Source organism: Agromyces sp. NPDC052230 (assembly GCF_040679595.1).
In the GTDB taxonomy this organism is placed as follows: domain Bacteria; phylum Actinomycetota; class Actinomycetes; order Actinomycetales; family Microbacteriaceae; genus Agromyces.
In genome coordinates, this window is record NZ_JBFAVC010000002.1 from 437,982 (window position 1) to 457,890 (window position 19,909).

A 19,909-nucleotide genomic window follows, 5' to 3' on the forward strand; every position below is an offset into this window, starting at 1 on the left:
ACGGCTACGCCGTGACGGTCCACGACGGGAACTGAATCGGCGGTCGCGAGGCGAGCGGCGCGTCATCCGGTCACCTGGAAGATCCCCCGAGCACCACGCTCGGCGTCGGTCATCACGTGCGAGACGAACGGGTAGTGACCCGCCTCGGGAAACTCGAGCTCGACGAACCCGCCCTGCGCGGGCTGGAGCGGGAGCACCTGCGCGCCGCCGCTGCCGCCGTCTCGATCGTCGAGCAGGTAGGCGCCCTCCGACCACGTCGTGTCGAACTGGGCGCCGACGACGTGGAAGCTCGTCGCCCGCGCAGGTCCGGCGTCGAGCACCCACACCCGCACCCGCTCGCCCACGCGCGCGCTGAGCGGCGCGTGCGCGTACTGATCGGCGTAGCCGTTGAACACCACGAGGTCGGGCACGCCCGTGGCGAGTTGCTCGACGTCGACCTCGCCGTCCTGCGGCCCGAGGTAGGACTCGGACTGCGCGAACAGGTAGGTGCGGTCGACCTCGGGCAGGCCCTCGGGCTCGATGACCACGGCTCCGAACATGCCGTTGGCGATGTGCGCGCTCATCGGCATCGTCGAGCAGTGGTACATCCAGATGCCCGCCCGCTCGGCCGTGAACGAGAAGCTGAGCCGCTCTCCCGGCCGGATCGTGCGCATCGGCGCGTCGGGCGCGAGCGCACCCGCATGGAAGTCGATCGAGTGCCCGATGCTGCCGTCGTTGACGAGCGTGATCTCGAACCGGTCGCCGACCCGGCCGTGCAGCGTCGGCCCCGGGGCCGTGCCGTTGAAGGTCCACAGCGACTGACGTACGCCGGGCGCCACCTCGGCGACCTGCTCGGTCACCGTGAAGGTCTCGCGATGCGTCACCGGCCCGGTGGATGCCGGCAGCGGTTCGAGTTCGGCGTCGCGCGGCGTGAACCCGTCGCCGGGTTCGGCGGTGGGGTCGTACGTCGCGTCGGCCGCGACATCCGATTCGCGGTCGGCGGATGCCTCGTGGTCGTGCCCCTCCGACGGAGCCCCGGTCGCGACGATCGCGAGCGTCATGCCCATCTCTCGGTGGCCGACGACCCCGCACCAGCCCTCGATGTCACCGGTGACGACTCCGGCGTCGACCGTCGCCGATTCGCCGGGTGCGAGGCGAGGCGCGCGAACGCCTGTTGCGAGCACGAGGTCGTGCAGTTGCTCGTCGTCGGCGTTCCTGAGTTCGATCACGAGTCGCGTGCCGACGGGCACCTCGATCTCGTCGGGCGTGAACCGCATCCCCTGGGCGACCACCTCGACGGTCTGCACGGGCGCCGAGTCACCGGCGGCCGCGGCGGGCGCGCCCGCGCCACCTGCACCACCTCCGGTCGCGAGCCCGAGCGCCTGCGGCTGCGCCGCCGCTGCCACGACGACCGCGAGCACGACCGTGATGAGCCCGGCCATCGCCTGGCCCGCCCGCTGCCCGGCCGGACGATCGCCCTCGGGCGTGATGGGGCCGCGCGGCCGATCCTCCCCCATCGGCACGCCGGGAGCGCCCGAGGTCGCCGCCTTGGCCCGGCGCTGCGCGCGCATCGCGGCGAACAGGAGGGGCAGGAATGAGGCGGTCGCGACGACGTAGAGCACCGACGCCACCACGCGCATGAGGCTGCTCACGGGGAGTGCGCACACGATGAGCGCCACGTTCGCCCCGGCGATCCGCATCGCCGCGCCCCGGTCGAACATCCGCGTGCCGGTCCGCACCGGCGTCGGACCGCCGCCGAGCACCACGGGTACGAGGTAGCTGAGCGCCCCGATGAGCACCTGCGCCGCAAAGCCGGCGGCGATGAACGGCACGACGGCGTCGACGGCGTCCTGCACCGGCTCGAAGCCGCCGCCCGTCGACCACGATCCGAGTGCCACGACGGCGAGCACGAGGAGCGATCCCGCCCACCACAGCACACCGGCACCGACCGAGCCTGCCGCGAAACTCCGCGGCGGCGCCGAGCGCGCCGCGCGCACCATCCCGACGGCGATGAGTCCGAGCCCCGTGACATAGCCGAGCAGGCCGAGCGCGACGACGAGCTCCAGCCCGGCGGCAGCACCGACCGCCGCGACGGCTGCCGAACCGGCGAGCACCGGCAACGCACGTGCTGCAGCCGGGCCCGCTCCCCCGTCGGCGCGCGTTCGGAGCATGGTGGGCCACAGCGTCACAAGCGTTCCCGCGACCGTGAGCCCCACCCAGCCGAGCAGGTTGATGAGCGCGTGCGAGAGCACCACGCCCTCGGCTTCGGCCGCTCCGAGCCCGCGCGCGAGCCACGTGCCGAGACCCGCCCCGACCACGAGGAACGACGCCGCGGCGACGTAGTACCGCACGGTGCCGCCGAATCGCCCCGGCAGGGCGCTGCGCAACCGCGCCACGAGACTCGCAGCGTGCCACACCACGGCGGTCACCAGTACGGCGGCGCCCGCCAGCGTGAGCCCCCAGACGCCCCACGGCACCCCCACGAGCACGAGCAGGGCTCCGACGTTGGACATCGCGAGCCGCCACGACTGGCGCGTGCGGTCGGCAGCGCCCTGCTTCGTGCGCAGGAGTGCGAACGAGAAGTACTGGCTCCACACGAGGATGGCGTGGGTCACGGCACCGAGCAGCAGCAGGTGCAACATGAGCCACCGCGGCGCGGGCAGGTCGCGGTGCGCGAACACGACGACGACGAGGAGCACGAGCCACAGCACGGTCGGCAGGTCGCGCAGGGGCTGGAAGCCGCGCGTGCGAGCCGGCGCATTCACGAGGTCACGCTCCCGGGGGCTGTGGCGCCACGGGGCGTCCGCTCACGGCGGGCAGGCTCGCCGACGATGGAACTGCCGACCGCGAGCACGAGGAACAGCACCAGCGCGACGATGTTCAGCACGCCGCCCCACTGCCACGCGGGCGCGCCGCCGAGCCCGTCGCCGAGGGCGATCCGCACCACGAGCCCCGCGTGCAGCAGCACCACGGGCACCCAGAACACCGACCGGTACGGCAGTGGGCGGCGCAGCACGGCCGGGAGGATGGTCGTCGAGTGCGCCATGATCATCGACATGGTGAACCCCAGGAACACCGCGTGCAGCACGGCGTCGTACGCCGGCCGGGTGTCGGGGTGGCCGAAGAGCAGGATGCCCGCCGCCACGGCGAGCCACGCGTAGCCGCCGAGCATGCAGGCGGCCATGAACCGGGTGACCCCGCGCGCATTGATCGTGCGCCTGGCCACGTCGTGCCGCACGAGCCAGACGGTGAGCACCGCGAGCGTCGCGCCGAGCAGCATCGCACCGACGTCGGCGGCGACGAGCGAGACGACGAGGGCCGCGGTCGACGACCAGGCGGCAAGGAGCAGGCCTCCCCCGGCATGCGGGCCCATGGTGATACGCGCGAGCTCCACCCGCTCGGCAGCGATCGTGAGCACCACGAAGGCGATGAGCCACGGGAACAGCCGGTCGACGGCGACGTCGCCGAGCCAGAGGATCGATGCGGCGCACCCGAGCGCGGCGGCCAGCAGTTGCGTGAGCAGCGCGGCGTCGCGCTGCCGGCGCCACAGCGGCACGTAGACGAGCGTGAAGGCGGCGGTGCCCGCCACGAGCACGGCCTTTCCCGCGATGAGTGGTACGACGTCGACAACGAGGAGCACGGCGCCCGCGCCGAGCAGGGCGGGCGCGGCGAAGCCGATCCATCGTCCGAGCGCCGTGGCGCGCTCGAGCGCGACGAGCGTGCCGACGAATCCCAGCACCAGCACCACCCCGTGCACCTGCGACAGCCGCTCCGACGTGATCGGGGCCGGAAGGCCGAGCAGGAGCAACGCGGCGTCGAGCCCGGCGAGCAGACCGATGGCCGCGGGAAGCATCCAGATCGCCCGCAGTGGCACCGGGCGGCGGGGGCGTCCAACGGCGCGACGACCGGCGGGGTTGTCAGGTGTGTCGACGCGGGGGTCACCCGCTCGGACGGTCGGGAGGGTCGCGCTCATCGCGGGGCCGGCACCCGCAGGGTGCATTCGCCAGGACCGGTGAACGGAACGAGGGTGGGGTCGGCGTCTCGGACTCCGAGCGACTCCAGGGCGCCGTCGACCATGCCGAGGTGCACGGCGCAGATCACCTCGGGGTGGCGCGAGGCCGCCTCGATCAGCGGGCAACGCCTGAGCAGCACGGTCTCGTGGTCGGCGAGGGGATCGGGGGCGAAGCCCTGCTCGCGCATGAGTTCGACGAGCCTGGTGCGCGCGGTCGCGGCATCCGTCACTCCGTGGTTGCCGTCGGCGTCAGCCTCAGCCGCGATCAGCTCACGCCCCCACTGCCGCCCGGCCTCGCGGGCGTCCCCCACGGGGTCGGCACTCGTGCGCATGAGGGTCGCCGCGAGCACGCCGGCGAGCGGTGCGTACGGCGTCGACGGGTCACGCCGCACGGCCTGCCACAGCCAGGCGGGACGACCGCGACCGGATGCCTCCGCCCGGCGCCGGGTGACGAACCCGTCGCGTTGCAGGCTCTCGAGATGACCCCGCACCGTGTTCTCATGCAGGCCCGTGGCCAGCACGATCGCGGCCAGCGAGGTCGGGACCCGCTGCGCCTCGAGCAGGCGCAGCAGCCGCTCACGTGATGCCGAATGCGCACGACCGCTCGACGAACGCCGAGGCGGGACCATCGTGTCCGGACGACCCGTCTGATTTTCCACGGTATTCATTGTAGTAAAATTCTCGGCATGGCAGACATCCAGATCCACCGCACGCTCGACGACGCGACCGAGGGCGCTGCTCCGACGCATGCATGCGCGTGCGGCGAGCACGACGAGACCCTCCCCGAGCTCGACGTGCAGACGATCCCGCATGCCGTGCGGCACGCCGCGATCTTCGGCGCGCTCGACGGCGTTCGCCCTGGCAGCGGCATCGTGCTGTCCGCGACGCACGACCCGGTGCCGCTGCTCACGCAGCTCGCGCAGCGACGTCCGAACGAGTTCGACGTGGACTACCTGACGCAGGGGCCCGATCGTTGGCGCATCCGGCTGGTGCGGGTGAACGCGGCCTGACCCTCGGGGCTCGACCGTCCGTCGACCTCCTGCAGGCCTCCGTGGGCGAGGCGGGCGTGGGCGACGACCGCAACGTCAACGGTGACGCTCGGCGACGGGCGCCGTGCCGGCAGCGAACGCCGCTCGCAAGGTGGCGTCGATGAACCCGGGGGCATCGCCCAACCGAAGCCGGCCCGCCGAAATCTCCTCCGCGGCACCATTCATCACGACGTGCGTGGTTGCGAGCAGCCAGCTGATGGGCAGGTCCGAGCGGAAGGCTCCCTCGCGTTGACCTCGCTCCAGAAGGCTCCGCATTCTCGCTTCGGAAGCCTCGTGCAGATCCCGGATGCGGGCCGCGGGCAGTTCGCGCTGCGCTGCCGCCAGCAGGCCGCGCGACCGATCGAGCAGTGACCAGCTCGAACGGACCAGGCGACTGAATGCGTCGGCGGCATTGCCGTCGATCGAAACCTCCGAGAGCACCTGCTCGCCTCGTTCCAGACTCTCGACGAGTGCGGCCTCGATCAGTTCTGCTCGGCTCGTGAAGTGCCCGTAGAGCGTCATGCGGCCGACTCCCGCCTCAGCCGCGATCGCGGCCACGGAGGCATCCGGGTCCTTGTGCAGTGCCGTCGACGTGGCCGCGAGGATCTTCACCCGATTGCGTTGGGCATCGGCTCGTTGATTGAGCGGCCGGCTCGCTCCGGTATGGGTGCCTCCCGCATCCCCGGGCAACGCAACCTTCTTCGTCGACATCTCTCGCGGCCTCGCAACTCGTACGGGAATGTACGAGATAGTCTAGCGGTTGAGAACTCGTACATGGTTGATCGAGATAGACCCGAGGTTGCCCCCATCGGCTCCTCGGGCAGAAGGAGATTGCACGTGAGTACCACGAAGCACGCGCCCGATGGCGTCGGAATGCACGTGAAGCGCTGGCTGGCCCTCGGCTTGCTGGGCACCGCGCAGTTCATGCTGATTCTCGACGTCACGGTCGTGGCGATCGCGCTGCCGCAGATCGGCGTGGACCTGAGCCTGTCGCGCGAGGCGGTGACCTGGGTGATGGCTGCCTACACGCTGACCTTCGGCGGCCTGATGCTGTTGGGTGGGCGCAGCGCGGACCTGTTCGGCTCGAAGCCGATCGTCTACGCCGGACTGTTCACCTTCACGGCCGGATCCCTGGCAGCCGGACTGGCTGACAGCGGCACCGTGCTCCTCGCCGGACGAGTCGCCCAGGGGCTCGGTGCCGCGATGCTCTCACCGGCAGCCCTGTCGGTGGTGGTGCGCCTGTTCACCGGGGACGAGCGCAACCGCGCCCTTGGCATCTGGTCGGCCCTCGGCGGTGGCGGCGCCGCGGTCGGTGTGCTGCTCGGCGGACTCCTCACCGCGGGACCGGGATGGCCCTGGGTGTTCTTCATCAACATCCCCGTCGGTCTCATCGTCCTGTTCGGGCTGGTTCGGGTGCTCCCTTCCCTGCCACCGACAGCCGGTTCGCGGCCTACGCTCGATGTCCTCGGCGCTCTGCTGGTCACGGCGGCGACGGGTGCGGCGATCTTCTCCCTGACCACTGCCGGCGAGACCGGCTGGACCAGTCCGCAGACGCTGATCGCCGCCGGGGCCGCGGTGGTGCTCTACCTGCTGTTCGGCTGGCGACAGCAGGCCGCCGCCTCGCCGTTGATGGACCTGGGCCTGCTGCGACGCCGGCCCGTGGCGGCCGGGGTGTTCGTGATCTTGATCGCGACTGCACTGATGGTCGCGGTGTTCTTCCTGGGCACGTTCTTCTTCCAGCAGTCCGCTGGACACGGGCCCCTGGTGACCGGGCTGCTGTTCCTGCCGATCGCGCTGGCCACCATGACGGGGGCGAACCTCGGCGGCCGCTTCATCGGGCGCCTCGGGGCGCGCGCTCTGGCGGTCTCCGGCATGGTCGTGGCGGCCATCGGACTTCTCATTCCCGCTCTCTGGGCGACCACGCTGGCGACCACGATCGGGGTCGGCTTCGGCGCCTTCGGGATCGGTGCGCTGTTCGTGGTGGCCTCCGCCACGGCTCTGGGTCAGATCGGACCCGAGGAAGCCGGGATCGCGTCGGGCCTGCTGAGCACCTTCCACGAGTTCGGGGCCTCCATCGGCGTCGCGACCGTGTCCAGCATCGCCGCGCTCAGCCTGGTCGCAGGCGGAGGCGACACCGGCTTCCAGCAGGCATTCCTGTTCGCCGCCATCGCCGCCGTCATCGCCGCGATCATCGCCATGATCGCGATCCCGCGACGACCCGCGACCACCTGACCCGGGGTGGGCCCTGCCGGGCTCGAACCGACGACATCCACGGTGTAAACGTGGCGCTCTACCAACTGAGCTAAAGGCCCCCGCGCGATGCACGGCGCACGCCCATGGTATCCCGGCTCGCAGGTCGCGGATGGCCTCGGCAGCCGCTCAGGCGGAGACGCCGGCCAAGGCCTCGCGGTACTGGTCCAGGGAGCGGGCCTGGCCGCGCGGCGTGACGAAGCTCGCACGAATGACCCCGTCGGTTCCGATGACGAACGTCGCCCGTTGGGCGACGCCGTTCGCGTCGTCGAACGCGCCGTACGCCGTGGCGACCTGGCCGTGCGGCCAGAAGTCCGCGAGGAGCGGGAAGTCGTACGACTGCGCCTCGCTCCACGCTCGAAGCGTGTGCTTGGAATCCACGGAGGCCGCGACGAGCTGCGTGCCCCCGGCATCGAACATCGAGAAGTTGTCGCGCAGCTCGCAGAGCTCGCCCTGGCAGATGCCCGAGAAGGCGAGCGGGAAGAAGACGAGGGTGACCGGCCCGTCGGCCAGCAGCGTCTCGAGCCGGACGGTCTGCCCGAACTGGTTGAGCAGGGCGAATTCAGGAGCCCGGCTGCCGGGTTGCAGGATCATCGGAGGTCTCGCTTCCAGTGTTCGCGCGGCATGACGGGCACCCAGCCTAGCCCCCGCATACGAGGCATAGAATCACTAGGATGGCGTGGTGCCACGCGGCCGTGATCCGGTCTCTCCGTCGTGCGCACGCCCCACACCCGCAGGCATGATCTGCTGAAGAGAGAGGTCGAGTGTGACTGTCAACGACCAGGACCCCTACTCGGTCGCATCGATGGACTCCGATCCCGAGGAGACATCCGAATGGGCCGAATCCCTTGACGCTCTCGTCTCCGAGAAGGGGCACCAACGCGGCCGCGAGATCATGCTCAGCCTGCTGAAGCGCTCGAAGGAGCTGCACCTCGGTGTGCCGATGGTGCCGACCACGGACTACCTCAACACCATCGCTCCCGAGAACGAGCCCGAGTTCCCCGGCGACGAGGAGATCGAGCGCCGGTTCCGCGCCTGGATCCGCTGGAACGCGGCGGTCACCGTGCACCGCTCGCAGCGGCCCGGCGTCGCGGTGGGCGGCCACATCTCGACCTACGCGTCATCCGCTTCGCTCTACGAGGTCGGCTTCAACCATTTCTTCCGCGGTCAGGACCACCCCGGCGGCGGCGACCAGATCTTCTTCCAGGGCCACGCCTCCCCCGGCATGTACGCCCGCGCGTTCCTCGAGGGCCGACTCGACACCGATCAGCTCGACGGGTTCCGCCAGGAGAAGTCGCACGCCCCCAACGGCCTCTCGTCATACCCGCACCCGCGGCTGATGCCCGACTTCTGGGAGTTCCCGACGGTCTCGATGGGCCTCGGCCCGATCAACGCGATCTGGCAGGCTCAGCTCAACAAGTACATCACCAACCGCGGTATCAAGGATGCCTCCGGCCAGCATGTGTGGGCGTTCCTCGGCGACGGCGAGATGGACGAGGTCGAGAGCCGCGGCCAGCTGCAGGTCGCCGCGAACGAGGGCCTCGACAACCTCACGTTCGTGATCAACTGCAACCTCCAGCGCCTCGACGGACCGGTTCGCGGCAACGGCAAGATCATCCAGGAGCTCGAGAGCTTCTTCCGCGGCGCCGGCTGGAACGTCATCAAGGTGGTCTGGGGCCGGGAGTGGGACGACCTGCTCGCCCGCGACGCCGACGGTGCGCTCCGCAACCTCATGAACGTCACGCCCGACGGCGACTACCAGACCTACAAGGCCGAGTCGGGTGCCTACGTGCGCGAGAACTTCTTCGGCCGCGACCCGCGCGCGCTCGAGCTCGTGAAGGACCTCACCGACGACCAGGTGTGGGGCCTCAAGCGCGGCGGCCACGACTACCGCAAGGTCTACGCGGCCTTCAAGGCGGCCGTGGAGCACAAGGGCCAGCCGACGGTCATCCTGGCGAAGACGATCAAGGGCTACGGCCTCGGACCGAGCTTCGAGGGTCGCAACGCGACCCACCAGATGAAGAAGATGACGCTCGACAACCTGAAGACGTTCCGCGACACCATGCGCATCCCCATCACCGATGCGCAGCTCGAGGAGAACCCGTACCTGCCGCCGTACTACCACCCCGGCGACCAGGACGAGGCGATCCAGTACATGCACGAGCGTCGTCGCGCCCTCGGCGGCTACCTGCCCGAGCGTCGCACGACGCACACGGCGATCACCCTTCCCGACGACTCGGCCTACGCGATCGCCAAGAAGGGCTCGGGAACACAGGAGATCGCCACCACCATGGCGTTCGTCCGGCTGCTGAAAGACCTGATGCGGTCGAAGGACTTCGGCCACCGCATCGTGCCGATCATCCCCGATGAGGCGCGCACGTTCGGCATGGACGCGTTCTTCCCGAACGCCAAGATCTACAACCCGAACGGCCAGCACTACACCTCGGTCGACCGCGAACTCCTGCTCGCCTACAAGGAGAGCGCGCAGGGCCAGATGTTGCACGTCGGCATCAACGAGGCCGGCGCGGTCTCGGCGTTCACGGCCGTCGGCACGTCGTACGCCACACAGGGCGAACCACTGATCCCGATCTACGTCTTCTACTCGATGTTCGGGTTCCAGCGCACGGGCGACGCGATCTGGGCGGCGGGCGACCAGATGGCGCGCGGCTTCATGATCGGCGCCACCGCGGGCCGCACGACGCTGACCGGCGAGGGCCTCCAGCACGCCGACGGCCACTCGCTGCTGCTGGCCGCGACGAACCCGGCCGTGGTCTCGTACGACCCGGCCTACGGCTACGAGATCGGCCACATCGTGCGGTCGGGACTCGACCGGATGTACGGCGGCTCGCACCCCGAGCCCAACGTCATGTACTACCTCACGGTGTACAACGAGCCGATCGTGCAGCCCGCCGAGCCCGAGGGCGTCGACGTCGAGGGCATCGTGCGCGGCATCCACCGCATCGCCGATGCGCAGGTGCAGGGCCCCAAGACGCAGCTGCTCGCGTCGGGTGTCGCCGTGCCGTGGGCCCTCGAAGCCAAGCACCTCCTCGAGGTCGACTGGGGCGTTGCCGCCGATGTGTGGTCGGTCACCAGCTGGACCGAGCTCCGCCGCGACGGCCTCGCCGCCGACGAGCACAACTTCCTTCACCCCGACGGTGAACGTCGCACGCCGTACCTCACGCAGAAGCTCACTGGCGCGCAGGGTCCGGTCGTGGCGGTGTCGGACTTCATGCACGCCGTGGCCGACCAGGTCCGCGCCTACGTGCCCGGTGACTTCGCGACGCTCGGCGCCGACGGGTTCGGCTTCTCGGACACCCGCCCGGCCGCTCGTCGGTTCTTCAAGATCGACGGCCCGTCGATCGTCGTGCGTGCGCTCGAGCTCCTCGCCGAGCGCGGCGAGGTCGATCGGTCGCTTCCGGCCCGGGCCATCGAGAAGTACCGACTGCACGACGTGAACGCCGGCACCACCGGGACGGCCGGCGGCGAGAGCTAGCAGGCGAACGAGGTGGCGAAGGCGAGGACGAAAGCGGAGACACTGGCATGGTTGCGGACCATCGCGGGTGAACTCTCGACCCAGACGCTGAAGCGCCTCGAGGACACGCTGCCGTGGTACGGCGACATGCCGCCGAGCCGACGTTCTGCGGTGGGACTCGTCGCACAGGCGGGCATCTCGTCGTTCATCGCGTGGTTCGAGGACCCGCAGTCGACGCCGTGGATCGCGGCCGATGTGTTCGGCGCGGCTCCGCGGGAGCTCCTCCGTTCGGTGAGCCTGCAGCAGACGCTGCAGCTCATCCGCGTCACGGTCGAGGTCGTGGAGGATCGGGTCGTGAAGGACGGCGGGGAGCCGTTGCGCGAGGCGATCCTGCTCTACTCGCGTGAGATCGCGTTCGCCGCGGCCGACGTCTACGCACGGGCCGCCGAGGCGCGCGGCCTCTGGGACGCGCGCCTCGAGGCCCTCGTCGTCGACTCCATCCTCTCGGGCGAGTACGACGACGAACTGCCGAGCCGCATCGCGGCACTCGGCTGGCACGGTCATGGCGAGGTGGCGGTGCTCGTCGGCACGGCGCCGAAGCAGCTCGACGTCGACCACGTGCGACGTGCGGCGCGCCACATGCACGCCGACGTGCTCATCGGCGTGCAGGGAAACCGCCTCGTCCTCGTGATCGGCCGTTCCGACCCGCTCGACCCCGAGGCCGAGGAGTCGACGGGTGCGGCGCCCGCGCTCACGTTCCTCGAGATCGCCACCCAGCTCGAACCGCACTTCGGCCCCGGCCATCTCGTGCTCGGCCACGAGGTGCCGAACCTCGTCGACGCGTCGAAGAGCGCCAAGGCGGCACTCGCGGGCTTCGCGGTGGCGCGCTCCTGGCGGCACGCGCCACGTCCGGTGCACGCAGACGACCTCCTCCCCGAGCGTGCGCTGGCCGGCGATCCGCTGGCACGTGCGACGCTCGTGCATCGCATCTACCGCCCGCTGCAGGCGCACTCGACCGAGCTGCTCACCACGCTCTGGAGCTACCTCGACAACGGGCGGTCACTCGAGGCGACCGCCCGCGAGCTCTTCGTGCACCCCAACACGGTGCGGTACCGGCTGAAGCGCGTGTCCGACGTGATCGGGTGGGACGCCACTGGGGCGCGCGAGGCGCTCATCCTGCAGTCCGCGCTCATCATCGGGTCGATGAGCGACCACGAGCACCAGCCGCGCCGGCGCCCGTCATGACCCGCGGTGCGTGCGCGTCATGTCGGCCACGCACAAGGCTTTCCGCGAGAGCTTGTCGCATCGACACACACTCGCCCACAAGAGGATTGGCAGGATAGGGAGGGTGATCGTCGTCGTCTGCCCTGGACAGGGCTCGCAGACCCCCGGATTCCTCGCCCCCTGGCTCGCCGACCCGGCCTACGCCGAGCGGCTCGACGGGCTCTCCGAGGCCGCGGGCGTCGACCTCGCGACCCACGGAACCGTCAGTGACGCCGACACCATCCGCGATACCGCCATCGCCCAGCCGCTCATCGTCGCGGCCGGTCTGCTGGCCCTCGACGCCCTCCTCGACGGCGGCCGTGCCGAACGTGTCGGCGGCATTGCGGGCCACTCCGTCGGCGAGATCACCGCAGCCGTCGGTGCCGGCGTGCTGCGCGAGGCAGACGCGATGCACTTCGTCGCCGAGCGCGGCCGAGCGATGGCGGATGCCGCTGCGCTCGCGACGACCGGCATGAGCGCCGTCATCGGCGCCGACGAACAGGCCCTCCTCGCCAGGCTCGACGAGCTCGGGCTCGAGCCCGCGAACGTCAACGGCGGCGGCCAGATCGTGGTCGCAGGAGCGATCGACGCGCTCGAGACATTGAAGGCGGAGCCCCCCGCAGGAGCGCGGGTCATCCCGCTGCAGGTGGCGGGCGCATTCCACACCCGGTACATGCGTCCCGCGGTCGAGCGCCTCGCGGCGGTGGCCGCCGAGAACCACGACGTCTCCGACCCCGGCGTGACGCTCTGGACGAACCACGACGGCAGCCGCGTGACATCCGGCACCGCATTCGTCGACCTGCTCGTCGGGCAGGTCTCGTCGCCCGTGCGCTGGGACCGCTGCATGGAATCGTTCGCCGACGCCGGCATCACCGGTCTCATCGAGGTGGCGCCGGCGGGCGCCCTCGTCGGCCTCGCCAAGCGCGCACTCAAGGGCGTGCCGACCGTCGCCGTGAAGAGCCCCGACGACCTGCCGGCCGCCATCGAACTCATCGAGCAGGCCGCCTGATTCCGGGCACGACGAGAGGCACACACGAGAGCATGACGAAACCCACCCTGCAGCAGTCGCACGGCCCGGCCTACACCCGCATCTACGCGATCGGCGCTGCGCGCGGCGAGAACGCCGTTCCGAACGACGACCTCGTCGGACCCATCAACTCGTCGGACGAGTGGATCCAGCAGCGCACGGGCATCATCACGCGCACGCGTGCCGGAGCCGACGTCGAGGCGGTCGACCTCGCCACCGATGCCGCGCGTGAGGCCATCGAGAAGTCGGGCGTCGCACCCGAGCTCATCGACCTCGTCATCGTCGCGACCATCTCGAACGTGCAGCAGACGCCCTCGATGGCCGCCGTGGTCGCCGACCGTGTCGGTTCGAACCCGGCCGCCGCCTACGACGCCAACGCCGCCTGCGCAGGCTACGCCTACGCCATCGCCCAGGCCGACGCGCTCATCCGCACGGGTGTCGCTCACTACGCACTCGTGATCGGCGCCGAGAAGCTCTCGAACGTGGTCGACCCCACCGATCGCTCGATCTCGTTCCTCCTCGGCGATGGCGCCGGTGCCGTGGTCATCGGTCCGAGCGACTTCCCGGGCATCGCCCGCACGATCTGGGGCTCAGACGGCTCGAAGGCCGACGCCGTCGGCATGAACAGCACCCTCACCGACTTCCGCGAGGGCCGGTCGGAATGGCCGACCCTCCGCCAGGAGGGCCAGACCGTCTTCCGCTGGGCCGTGTGGGACATGGCCAAGGTCGCGAAGCAGGCACTGGATGCCGCGGGCGTCACCAGCGCCGACCTTGCCGCGTTCATCCCCCACCAGGCCAACATGCGCATCATCGACGAGTTCGCGAAGCAGTTGAAGCTGCCCGAGTCCGTCGTGATCGCCCGTGACATCGCGACGACCGGCAACACCTCGGCCGCCTCGATTCCTCTCGCGACCCACCGGTTGCTGCAGGAGCATCCGGAGCTCTCGGGGGGCCTCGCCCTCCAGATCGGCTTCGGGGCCGGACTCGTGTTCGGCGCCCAAGTGGTGGTTCTGCCCTGAACCGCCGACGAACGTCCATCTAGACTGTGTCTCGGTCAAACGAGTCACCCCCCAAGGAGAAGAACAATGGCATTGTCCACCGAAGAAGTGCTTGCCGGCCTGGCCGAGCTCATCAACGACGAGACCGGCATTGCGACCGACACGGTTGAGCTGGACAAGTCGTTCACCGATGACCTCGACATCGACTCCATCTCGATGATGACGATCGTCGTCAACGCCGAGGAGAAGTTCGACGTCAAGATTCCCGACGAAGAGGTCAAGAACCTCAAGACCGTCGGCGACGCCGTCGACTTCATCGTCAAGGCCCAGGCCTAGTCGCTGCTCGGGCGGGTCGCACGACGTGCGTGCGGCCCGCCTTCCGCATGACCTTCCCCTCCGACGGAGTGCTCTCGAATGACCAAGAAGATCGTGATCACCGGGATCGGCGCGACCTCGCCGCTCGGTGGAACCGCCCGCGACAGCTGGAACGCGCTGCTCGCCGGTGAGTCCGGCGCCCGCCACCTCGAACAGGAGTGGGCCACGGAGCTCGAGCTCCCCGTGAGGTTCGCCGCCACCGCCAAGGTGGCGACGGCCGACATCCTGGAGCGCCACGAGCTGAAGCGCCTCGACCCGTCCAGCCAGTTCGCGCTCATCGCCGGACGCGAGGCCTGGGCCGACGCCGGCGCCCCCGAGGTCGACCCCGAGCGCCTGGCCGTCGACTGGTCGACCGGCATCGGCGGCGTCTGGACCCTCCTCGACGCATGGGACACGTTGCGCGAGCGCGGCCCCCGTCGCGTGCTGCCCATGACCGTACCGATGCTCATGCCCAACGGGCCGGGCGCGGCGATCGGCATGGACCTGCACGCCCGTGCCGGCATCCGCACCGTCGTCTCCGCGTGCGCCTCGAGTACCGAGGCCCTCGTCAACGCCTACGACCACCTGCAGCAGGGATTCGCCGATGTCGTCATCGCGGGCGGCTCGGAGGCCGCGATCCATCCGCTGCCCATCGCGGCCTTCGCCGCCATGCAGGCCCTCTCGCGTCGCAACGACGACCCCGCGATCGCATCCCGGCCGTACGATGTCGCCCGCGACGGGTTCGTGCTCGGCGAGGGCGCCGCGGCGCTCGTCGTCGAGACCGAGGAGCACGCGAAGGCGCGCGGCGCCCGCATCTACGCCGAGCTGCTCGGCGGTGCGATCACGAGCGACGCCTACCACATCACCGCCCCAGACCCCGAGGGATCGGCGGCGGCGCGAGCCATGAAGCAGGCCATCGAGGGCGCCGGTGCGGCGCTCACCGACGTGGCGCACGTCAACGCGCACGCCACGAGCACGCCGGTCGGCGACATCGCCGAGTACAACGCGCTGCGACGCGTGTTCGGCGACGCGCTCGACGGCATCGCGGTCACCGCCACGAAGGCGTCGACCGGTCACCTGCTCGGTGGCGCCGGCGCGATCGAGGCCGTATTCACGGCGTTGGCGCTGCACGAGCGCACCGCTCCGCCGACCATCAACCTCACGGAGCAGGACCCCGAGATCCCACTCGATGTCGTCACCTCCCCGCGTGCGCTGGGCGACGGCGACCTCATCGCGATCTCGAACTCGTTCGGCTTCGGCGGGCACAACGCCGTGGCGGCGTTCCGAACCGCCTGAGCCCACGCGCCAGCAGCACGCGAGAAGACCCCGGTCCCTCAGAGGGTGCCGGGGTCTTCTCATGCGCGGCCCGCGGTTTCGGTCGTGCGTCGCCGGGAAGGATCATCCGACCACGCGTCGCGCCACCGCGGGCGGCGGGTTCGCTCAGCCCACCTGGTGCAACCAGACGACCGGAGCGAAGTCACTCGCGTGGCGGAACGGTTCGAGCTCGTCGTCCCACGCCTGCCCGAGCGCGAGGCGAAGCTCACGGTGCAGCTCGACCGCGTCGTGGCCGGCGAGCTCCATGGCGTACCGGATGCGATCCTCGGGCACGACCATGTTGCCGGCGGAATCGGTCTGTGCGAAGAAGACCCCGAGCTCGGGAGTGTGCATCCACCGAGCGCCGTCAGAGCCCGGCGCAGGGTCCTCGCTCACCTCGTATCGGAGCTGCTCCCAGCCACGCAGCGCGGACGCGAGCTTCGCGCCGGTGCCGGGCGGGCCCTCCCAGTAGAACTCGGCACGCATGAGGCCGCGATACACGGGTTGTTCGGCCCAGTCGAAGTTCACAGCGCTGCCGAGCGCACGGCCTGCCGCCCACTCCACATGCGGGCACATCGCCTTCGGCGAGGAGTGCACGAACAGCACGCCTCGCGCGGCGCGCGCAGCCCGCGTGATCTTCTCCGCCATCTCCGTTCTCCGTTCTCGAGGTGCGTCTTCCCCTACGACCTCGGAACCACCGGAAAAGCGGGTGTTCGATTGTGGACGGCGAGCCGTCATGCACGAGTATGCCTCGGATTCGCACGGGAGACAAGGCGCACATGCCCCTTCGGGGGACGCTGCGGTGATCGCGGCGAGGCGCCGAAAACCATATACTCGGTGAATCGTTCCCCTTCGGGTCGGAGGTCGCATGGCCGTGCGCGACGCACTGCTCGCACTGCTGACCGCGGGTCCCGCCTACGGGTTCCAGTTGCACGGGGGCCTCGCCGATCGCACCGGCGGCCGGCGCGCGATCAACGTCGGTCAGACCTACGCCACGCTCGAGCGGCTCACGAAGCAGGGGCTCGTCGAGCCGGCGGGCTCGACCGACGACGGGCTTCCGCTGCACCGGCTCACGGCGGCCGGGCGCGCGGCGGCGGCGGCGTGGCTCGAGGGCGCGGATGCCGCGGGCGCCGACTCGTGGGACGAGACCGTCGATCGCGTCCTCATCGCGCAGTCGCTCCCCGATTGGAATGCCGCCGCCGTCGTGGCGGCCGAGCGTGCGCGGTGGGTGACGCGACGTGACGAGGCATCCGTCGCCGCCGGCATGCCACCCCCACCGACCGAGCGCAACGGGCCGGGGGTCGACGCCGACGTCGGTGAGGCCGCGCTCGGTCGTCTCGCGGCGGCAGCCGACGTCGCCCGTGCCGAGGCCGCGCTCTCGTGGCTCGACTCGGTCGGTCGTGCGGAGCGGCGCCCGTTCGCACCTCGCTCCGAGCGCCCACGGCGCGGCCGGCGCCCGGGCAGCGCGACGGCGGTCGGCGCCGACGTCGACACGGGCGACGCCGCTCAGGCGTCGGCCAGGGCGTAGCTGTCGACGATCGCGAGATCCAGCGGGAATTCGACCGGGAAGTCGCCGAAGAGCAGCGTGCCCGCTTCGCGCGCGGCCTCCTCGACGGCGGCGGCCACCTCGTCGGCGACCTCGCGTGGCGAGTGCACGATGATCTCGTCGTGCAGGAAGTACACGAGGTGCGGCGCGCGGGCGAAGACGGGGCCGGAAGCCGCAGCCGAAGGTGTCTCGTCGAAGACGCGTGCGGCCAGCTGCTCGAGCCGACCACGCAGGCCGGCCATCCAGCACAGCGACCACTCCGCGGCACTCCCCTGCACGACGAAGTTGCGGGTGAAGCGGCCCCAGTCGCGGGCGGTCGATCGGGCACGGCGCTCGTCGGACGCCGTCGCGTCGGGCTCGCTGGCGCGCGCCTGCACGGCACGCCACTCGGCCGTGGGGAGCGGTGACGAACGGCCGAGGAGCGTCGTCACGGTGCCGCCCCGCTCGCCCTCGCGCGCTGCGCGATCGACGAGCGCCATGGCTCTCGGGTACGCGCGGGCGAGACGGGGCACGAGGCGTCCGCTCTCCCCCGTGGTCGCGCCGTACATGGCGCCGAGGATGGCGTACTTCGCCTCCTCGCGCGTCGCGACGACGCCCGCGTCGACGAGACCGCGGTAGAAGTCGCGACCCCGGCTGGCCCCGGCGATCGCCTCGTCGCGGGCCATGCCGGCGAGAACGCGAGGCTCGAGCTGTGCCGCGTCGGCGACGACGAGCGTCCACCCGGGGTCGGCCGCGACCGCGCTGCGCACGTTCTTCGGCAGTTGCAGGGCGCCGCCGCCCGAGGTGGCCCAGCGTCCGGTGGCAGTGCCGCCCGGGACGTACTCGGGTCGGAACCGCCCGTCGACGACCCACTCGTCGAGCCAGGCCCACCCGTTCGCGCTGAGCAGCCTGGCGAGCTTCTTGTATTCTAGGAGCGGTTCGATCGCGGGGTGTTCGTGCTCGCGCAGCTCCCACTTCGCGGTCGAGTCGACTTGGATGCCGGCCCGGCGGAGCGCCCGCAGCAGGTCGACCTGCGAGTCGAGGTTGACGGATGCCACGCCGAGCGCCTCGCGCACCTGCACCGCGAGCGCCTCCATGCGTTCGGGTTTGCGACCGGGCGTGGGTCGTGCTCCGAGTTCGGCGGTGAGCACCTGCTCGTGCACCGACCGATGCCACGGGACGCCGGCCGCCTGCATCTCAGCCGCGATGAGCGCTCCTGCGGATTCGGCGGCGAGGAGGAGCCGCAGCGCGCCGGGATCCGTGCTCTCGGCGACGAGTGCGTCCTGGCGGGCGAGTTCGGCGAGCATCGCCTCGGTGTCGACGGCGCCGGTTGATCGCGCCGGGTCGCGGGTTGAGGCGTCCATCGGTTCGAACTCGTCGAGGTCGAACAGCGTGCTGTGGGCCGACCCCGTGGCCGTGGCCGGGCTCGCGGTGGGCTGCGCCTCGGCTGGACCCGGCGGCATCCATTCCGGCCGCGCATGGCGGCCCGCCTCGCGGGCCGTGGCCGTGGCCGCCGACCGGTCGAGGATGGCGGCCGCGAGCCGGAGGTCTCGGCAGCGCTGCACGCGCACGCCCGCCTGCAGCAACCGTGGGTACCACAGCCGGGCATCGAGCCACACCCACCGCGGATGGGAGGTCTCGAGCGCGCGCACGACCTCGGGCAGTTCGTCGGCGGCGACCTGCGCGAGCGCCTCGCCCGGATGGGCCGGGTCGACGAGTCGGACCAGGCCCGCCTCACCCTGCCCGACGACGATCCGCACGCATCCATTCTTGCCGCCGCCGCTGACAGTGTCGGCGGCTCCGGTCACCATGGAGGCATGGACCCAACCGAGGCGCGACGATGGTCGCGGTGAGCTTCCGCTGTGGGCACGGCGCCGACGCCGATGAGGCGGGCGTGGTGGCCCTGCGTCGCGTCTGCCCGCTCTGCATGCTGGTCGACGAGACGCATCGTTCACGCGCTGAGCTGCTGCGCAAGGTCGCCCCGCCGCAGCGTCGCGCACTCGCTCGCGAGACGCGCGTCGGCGCGGCCTACGAGTGGCAGTGCCCTCGCGGCCACGATCGGTACGCCGCAACGGTGCGCGAGGTGCTCACGGGCACTGGTTGCGCGAAGTGCCGCCAGAGCGCGGTCGCACCCGCGGCCCTGCGCGAGGCGGGCGTGCCGTTCATGAACCCCTCGCTCAGAACCCGTACCTCGCAGACCGAGCAGCGACTGAAGACCCTGCTCGGCGAACGCATCCGCCTCAATCATCGGGTGAACGCCATCCACATCGCCCGAACCTTCTATGGACGCCGCGAAGTCTGGCCCGACGTCATCGTGCCGCCGCTGCGCATCGCCGTCGAGTACGACGACCCCGGTCGATCTCGACGGGCCCACCTGGGGTTGAAGGAGGCATCCGACCTCGACAAAGACGACGCGCTCCGCGAGGTCGGCTGGGAGGTCATCCGCATCCGCGCGGGCGGCCTCGAGGCCATCGGCCCGCAGAGCATCGTGTGCCGGCAGCTGACGCCGGCCGTCGCCGACGAGGTGGTCGAGCGGATGCGGCGCATCCGCGGTGATGCGGCCGTCGACGCGATTGCGCTGGGGCATCCGGCCGTCTCCTGACTCGCGTGAACGCAGTGGGGAGAACGGATGCGTCCGCTCCCCGCGCGCCGATAAGGTGGGGTCCAGCCGCGCCCGCCGCGGGCTC

17 protein-coding genes and 1 tRNA gene are annotated in these 19,909 nt (G+C 70.9%); 10 read left to right on the top strand and 8 right to left on the bottom strand.

All coding sequences use genetic code 11. The annotated features are described in order from the left end of the window. Nucleotides 1–62 precede the first annotated feature (62 nt). From AB0K73_RS07310 to AB0K73_RS07320, 3 genes are read right to left on the bottom strand one after another with little or no spacing between them, the layout of a single operon-like run. Complete coding sequence (locus AB0K73_RS07310; protein ID WP_360512141.1) at nt 63–2,744, bottom strand: multicopper oxidase domain-containing protein; 2,682 nt, start codon at nt 2,742–2,744, stop codon at nt 63–65. Continuing rightward, nucleotides 2,741–3,952 carry a hypothetical protein gene (locus AB0K73_RS07315; protein ID WP_360512143.1) on the bottom strand — a complete coding sequence of 404 codons (1,212 nt, stop codon included), beginning with the start codon at nt 3,950–3,952 and terminating at the stop codon, nt 2,741–2,743. The genes AB0K73_RS07310 and AB0K73_RS07315 overlap by 4 nt, the downstream gene beginning before the upstream one ends. Beyond that, nucleotides 3,949–4,650: a helix-turn-helix domain-containing protein gene (locus AB0K73_RS07320; protein WP_360512145.1), complete on the bottom strand. Its 702-nt coding sequence runs from the start codon at nt 4,648–4,650 to the stop codon at nt 3,949–3,951. Before AB0K73_RS07320 ends, AB0K73_RS07315 begins: the two co-directional genes overlap by 4 nt. A gap of 27 nt (nt 4,651–4,677) precedes the next feature. Here AB0K73_RS07320 and AB0K73_RS07325 point away from each other — a divergent pair, with 27 nt between their 5' ends. After that, nucleotides 4,678–5,001, top strand: a complete 324-nt coding sequence (locus AB0K73_RS07325) for a DUF2249 domain-containing protein (RefSeq protein ID WP_360512147.1) — start codon at nt 4,678–4,680, stop codon at nt 4,999–5,001. 75 nt (nt 5,002–5,076) lie between these two features. Here AB0K73_RS07325 and AB0K73_RS07330 read toward each other — a convergent pair whose 3' ends face one another. Next, the gene (locus tag AB0K73_RS07330; protein WP_360512150.1) at nt 5,077–5,631 is read right to left on the bottom strand and encodes a TetR family transcriptional regulator; all 555 of its coding nucleotides are present in this window, start codon (nt 5,629–5,631) and stop codon (nt 5,077–5,079) included. A 225-nt stretch (nt 5,632–5,856) separates the two neighbouring features. Here AB0K73_RS07330 and AB0K73_RS07335 point away from each other — a divergent pair, with 225 nt between their 5' ends. Beyond that, nucleotides 5,857–7,251 carry an MFS transporter gene (locus tag AB0K73_RS07335; protein WP_360512152.1) on the top strand — a complete coding sequence of 465 codons (1,395 nt, stop codon included), beginning with the start codon at nt 5,857–5,859 and terminating at the stop codon, nt 7,249–7,251. Nucleotides 7,252–7,258: 7 nt separating this feature from the next. Here AB0K73_RS07335 and AB0K73_RS07340 read toward each other — a convergent pair. Together AB0K73_RS07340 and AB0K73_RS07345 are read right to left on the bottom strand one after the other, a co-directional pair. Next, nucleotides 7,259–7,331 (bottom strand) — tRNA-Val (locus AB0K73_RS07340). A 67-nt stretch (nt 7,332–7,398) separates the two neighbouring features. Then, nucleotides 7,399–7,863, bottom strand: a complete 465-nt coding sequence (locus AB0K73_RS07345) for a peroxiredoxin (protein WP_360512154.1) — start codon at nt 7,861–7,863, stop codon at nt 7,399–7,401. Nucleotides 7,864–8,035: 172 nt separating this feature from the next. On the opposite strand from AB0K73_RS07345, the gene aceE reads away from it, so the two are divergent. The 6 genes from aceE to AB0K73_RS07375 all read left to right on the top strand — a co-directional run bounded on the left by aceE (nt 8,036) and on the right by AB0K73_RS07375 (nt 15,679). Then, a complete protein-coding gene (gene aceE, locus AB0K73_RS07350; RefSeq protein WP_360512156.1) occupies nt 8,036–10,762 on the top strand; it encodes a pyruvate dehydrogenase (acetyl-transferring), homodimeric type in 2,727 nt (908 codons plus the stop codon). Between the two features lie 51 nt (nt 10,763–10,813). Further along, nucleotides 10,814–11,986: a helix-turn-helix domain-containing protein gene (locus AB0K73_RS07355; RefSeq protein WP_360512158.1), complete on the top strand. Its 1,173-nt coding sequence runs from the start codon at nt 10,814–10,816 to the stop codon at nt 11,984–11,986. 103 nt (nt 11,987–12,089) lie between these two features. Next, nucleotides 12,090–13,013 (top strand): ACP S-malonyltransferase, encoded by a 924-nt coding sequence (locus tag AB0K73_RS07360; RefSeq protein WP_360512160.1) that lies wholly within the window; start codon nt 12,090–12,092, stop codon nt 13,011–13,013. A gap of 32 nt (nt 13,014–13,045) precedes the next feature. Further along, a complete protein-coding gene (locus AB0K73_RS07365; protein WP_360512162.1) occupies nt 13,046–14,050 on the top strand; it encodes a beta-ketoacyl-ACP synthase III in 1,005 nt (334 codons plus the stop codon). A gap of 66 nt (nt 14,051–14,116) precedes the next feature. Further along, nucleotides 14,117–14,365: an acyl carrier protein gene (locus AB0K73_RS07370; protein ID WP_056731598.1), complete on the top strand. Its 249-nt coding sequence runs from the start codon at nt 14,117–14,119 to the stop codon at nt 14,363–14,365. A gap of 78 nt (nt 14,366–14,443) precedes the next feature. Further along, nucleotides 14,444–15,679 carry a beta-ketoacyl-[acyl-carrier-protein] synthase family protein gene (locus tag AB0K73_RS07375; RefSeq protein ID WP_360512165.1) on the top strand — a complete coding sequence of 412 codons (1,236 nt, stop codon included), beginning with the start codon at nt 14,444–14,446 and terminating at the stop codon, nt 15,677–15,679. Between the two features lie 144 nt (nt 15,680–15,823). Here AB0K73_RS07375 and AB0K73_RS07380 read toward each other — a convergent pair whose 3' ends face one another. Next, nucleotides 15,824–16,345 carry a DUF3145 domain-containing protein gene (locus AB0K73_RS07380; RefSeq protein ID WP_360512167.1) on the bottom strand — a complete coding sequence of 174 codons (522 nt, stop codon included), beginning with the start codon at nt 16,343–16,345 and terminating at the stop codon, nt 15,824–15,826. 220 nt (nt 16,346–16,565) lie between these two features. On the opposite strand from AB0K73_RS07380, the gene AB0K73_RS07385 reads away from it, so the two are divergent. Further along, nucleotides 16,566–17,225 carry a helix-turn-helix transcriptional regulator gene (locus AB0K73_RS07385; RefSeq protein WP_360512170.1) on the top strand — a complete coding sequence of 220 codons (660 nt, stop codon included), beginning with the start codon at nt 16,566–16,568 and terminating at the stop codon, nt 17,223–17,225. On the opposite strand, the gene AB0K73_RS07390 is transcribed toward AB0K73_RS07385, so the two are convergent. Continuing rightward, nucleotides 17,204–18,982 (bottom strand): bifunctional 3'-5' exonuclease/DNA polymerase, encoded by a 1,779-nt coding sequence (locus AB0K73_RS07390; RefSeq protein ID WP_360512172.1) that lies wholly within the window; start codon nt 18,980–18,982, stop codon nt 17,204–17,206. The two genes, AB0K73_RS07385 and AB0K73_RS07390, sit on opposite strands and share 22 nt — an antisense overlap. Before the next feature lie 80 nt (nt 18,983–19,062). Between AB0K73_RS07390 and AB0K73_RS07395 the strand changes: the two genes are divergently transcribed. After that, a complete protein-coding gene (locus AB0K73_RS07395) occupies nt 19,063–19,824 on the top strand; it encodes a hypothetical protein (protein WP_360512174.1) in 762 nt (253 codons plus the stop codon). Nucleotides 19,825–19,909 lie beyond the last annotated feature (85 nt).

Excerpts from the sequence above, each read along its gene's own strand:
- AB0K73_RS07365 (WP_360512162.1), top strand. The coding sequence starts at position 13,046 with ATGACGAAACCCACCCTGCAGCAGTCGCACGGCCCGGCCTACACCCGC.
- AB0K73_RS07370 (WP_056731598.1), top strand. The coding sequence starts at position 14,117 with ATGGCATTGTCCACCGAAGAAGTGCTTGCCGGCCTGGCCGAGCTCATC.
- AB0K73_RS07395 (WP_360512174.1), top strand. The coding sequence starts at position 19,063 with ATGGTCGCGGTGAGCTTCCGCTGTGGGCACGGCGCCGACGCCGATGAG.
- AB0K73_RS07380 (WP_360512167.1), bottom strand. The coding sequence starts at position 16,345 with ATGGCGGAGAAGATCACGCGGGCTGCGCGCGCCGCGCGAGGCGTGCTG.
- AB0K73_RS07315 (WP_360512143.1), bottom strand. The coding sequence starts at position 3,952 with ATGAGCGCGACCCTCCCGACCGTCCGAGCGGGTGACCCCCGCGTCGAC.
- AB0K73_RS07385 (WP_360512170.1), top strand. The coding sequence starts at position 16,566 with ATGGCCGTGCGCGACGCACTGCTCGCACTGCTGACCGCGGGTCCCGCC.
- AB0K73_RS07325 (WP_360512147.1), top strand. The coding sequence starts at position 4,678 with ATGGCAGACATCCAGATCCACCGCACGCTCGACGACGCGACCGAGGGC.
- AB0K73_RS07345 (WP_360512154.1), bottom strand. The coding sequence starts at position 7,863 with ATGATCCTGCAACCCGGCAGCCGGGCTCCTGAATTCGCCCTGCTCAAC.
- AB0K73_RS07375 (WP_360512165.1), top strand. The coding sequence starts at position 14,444 with ATGACCAAGAAGATCGTGATCACCGGGATCGGCGCGACCTCGCCGCTC.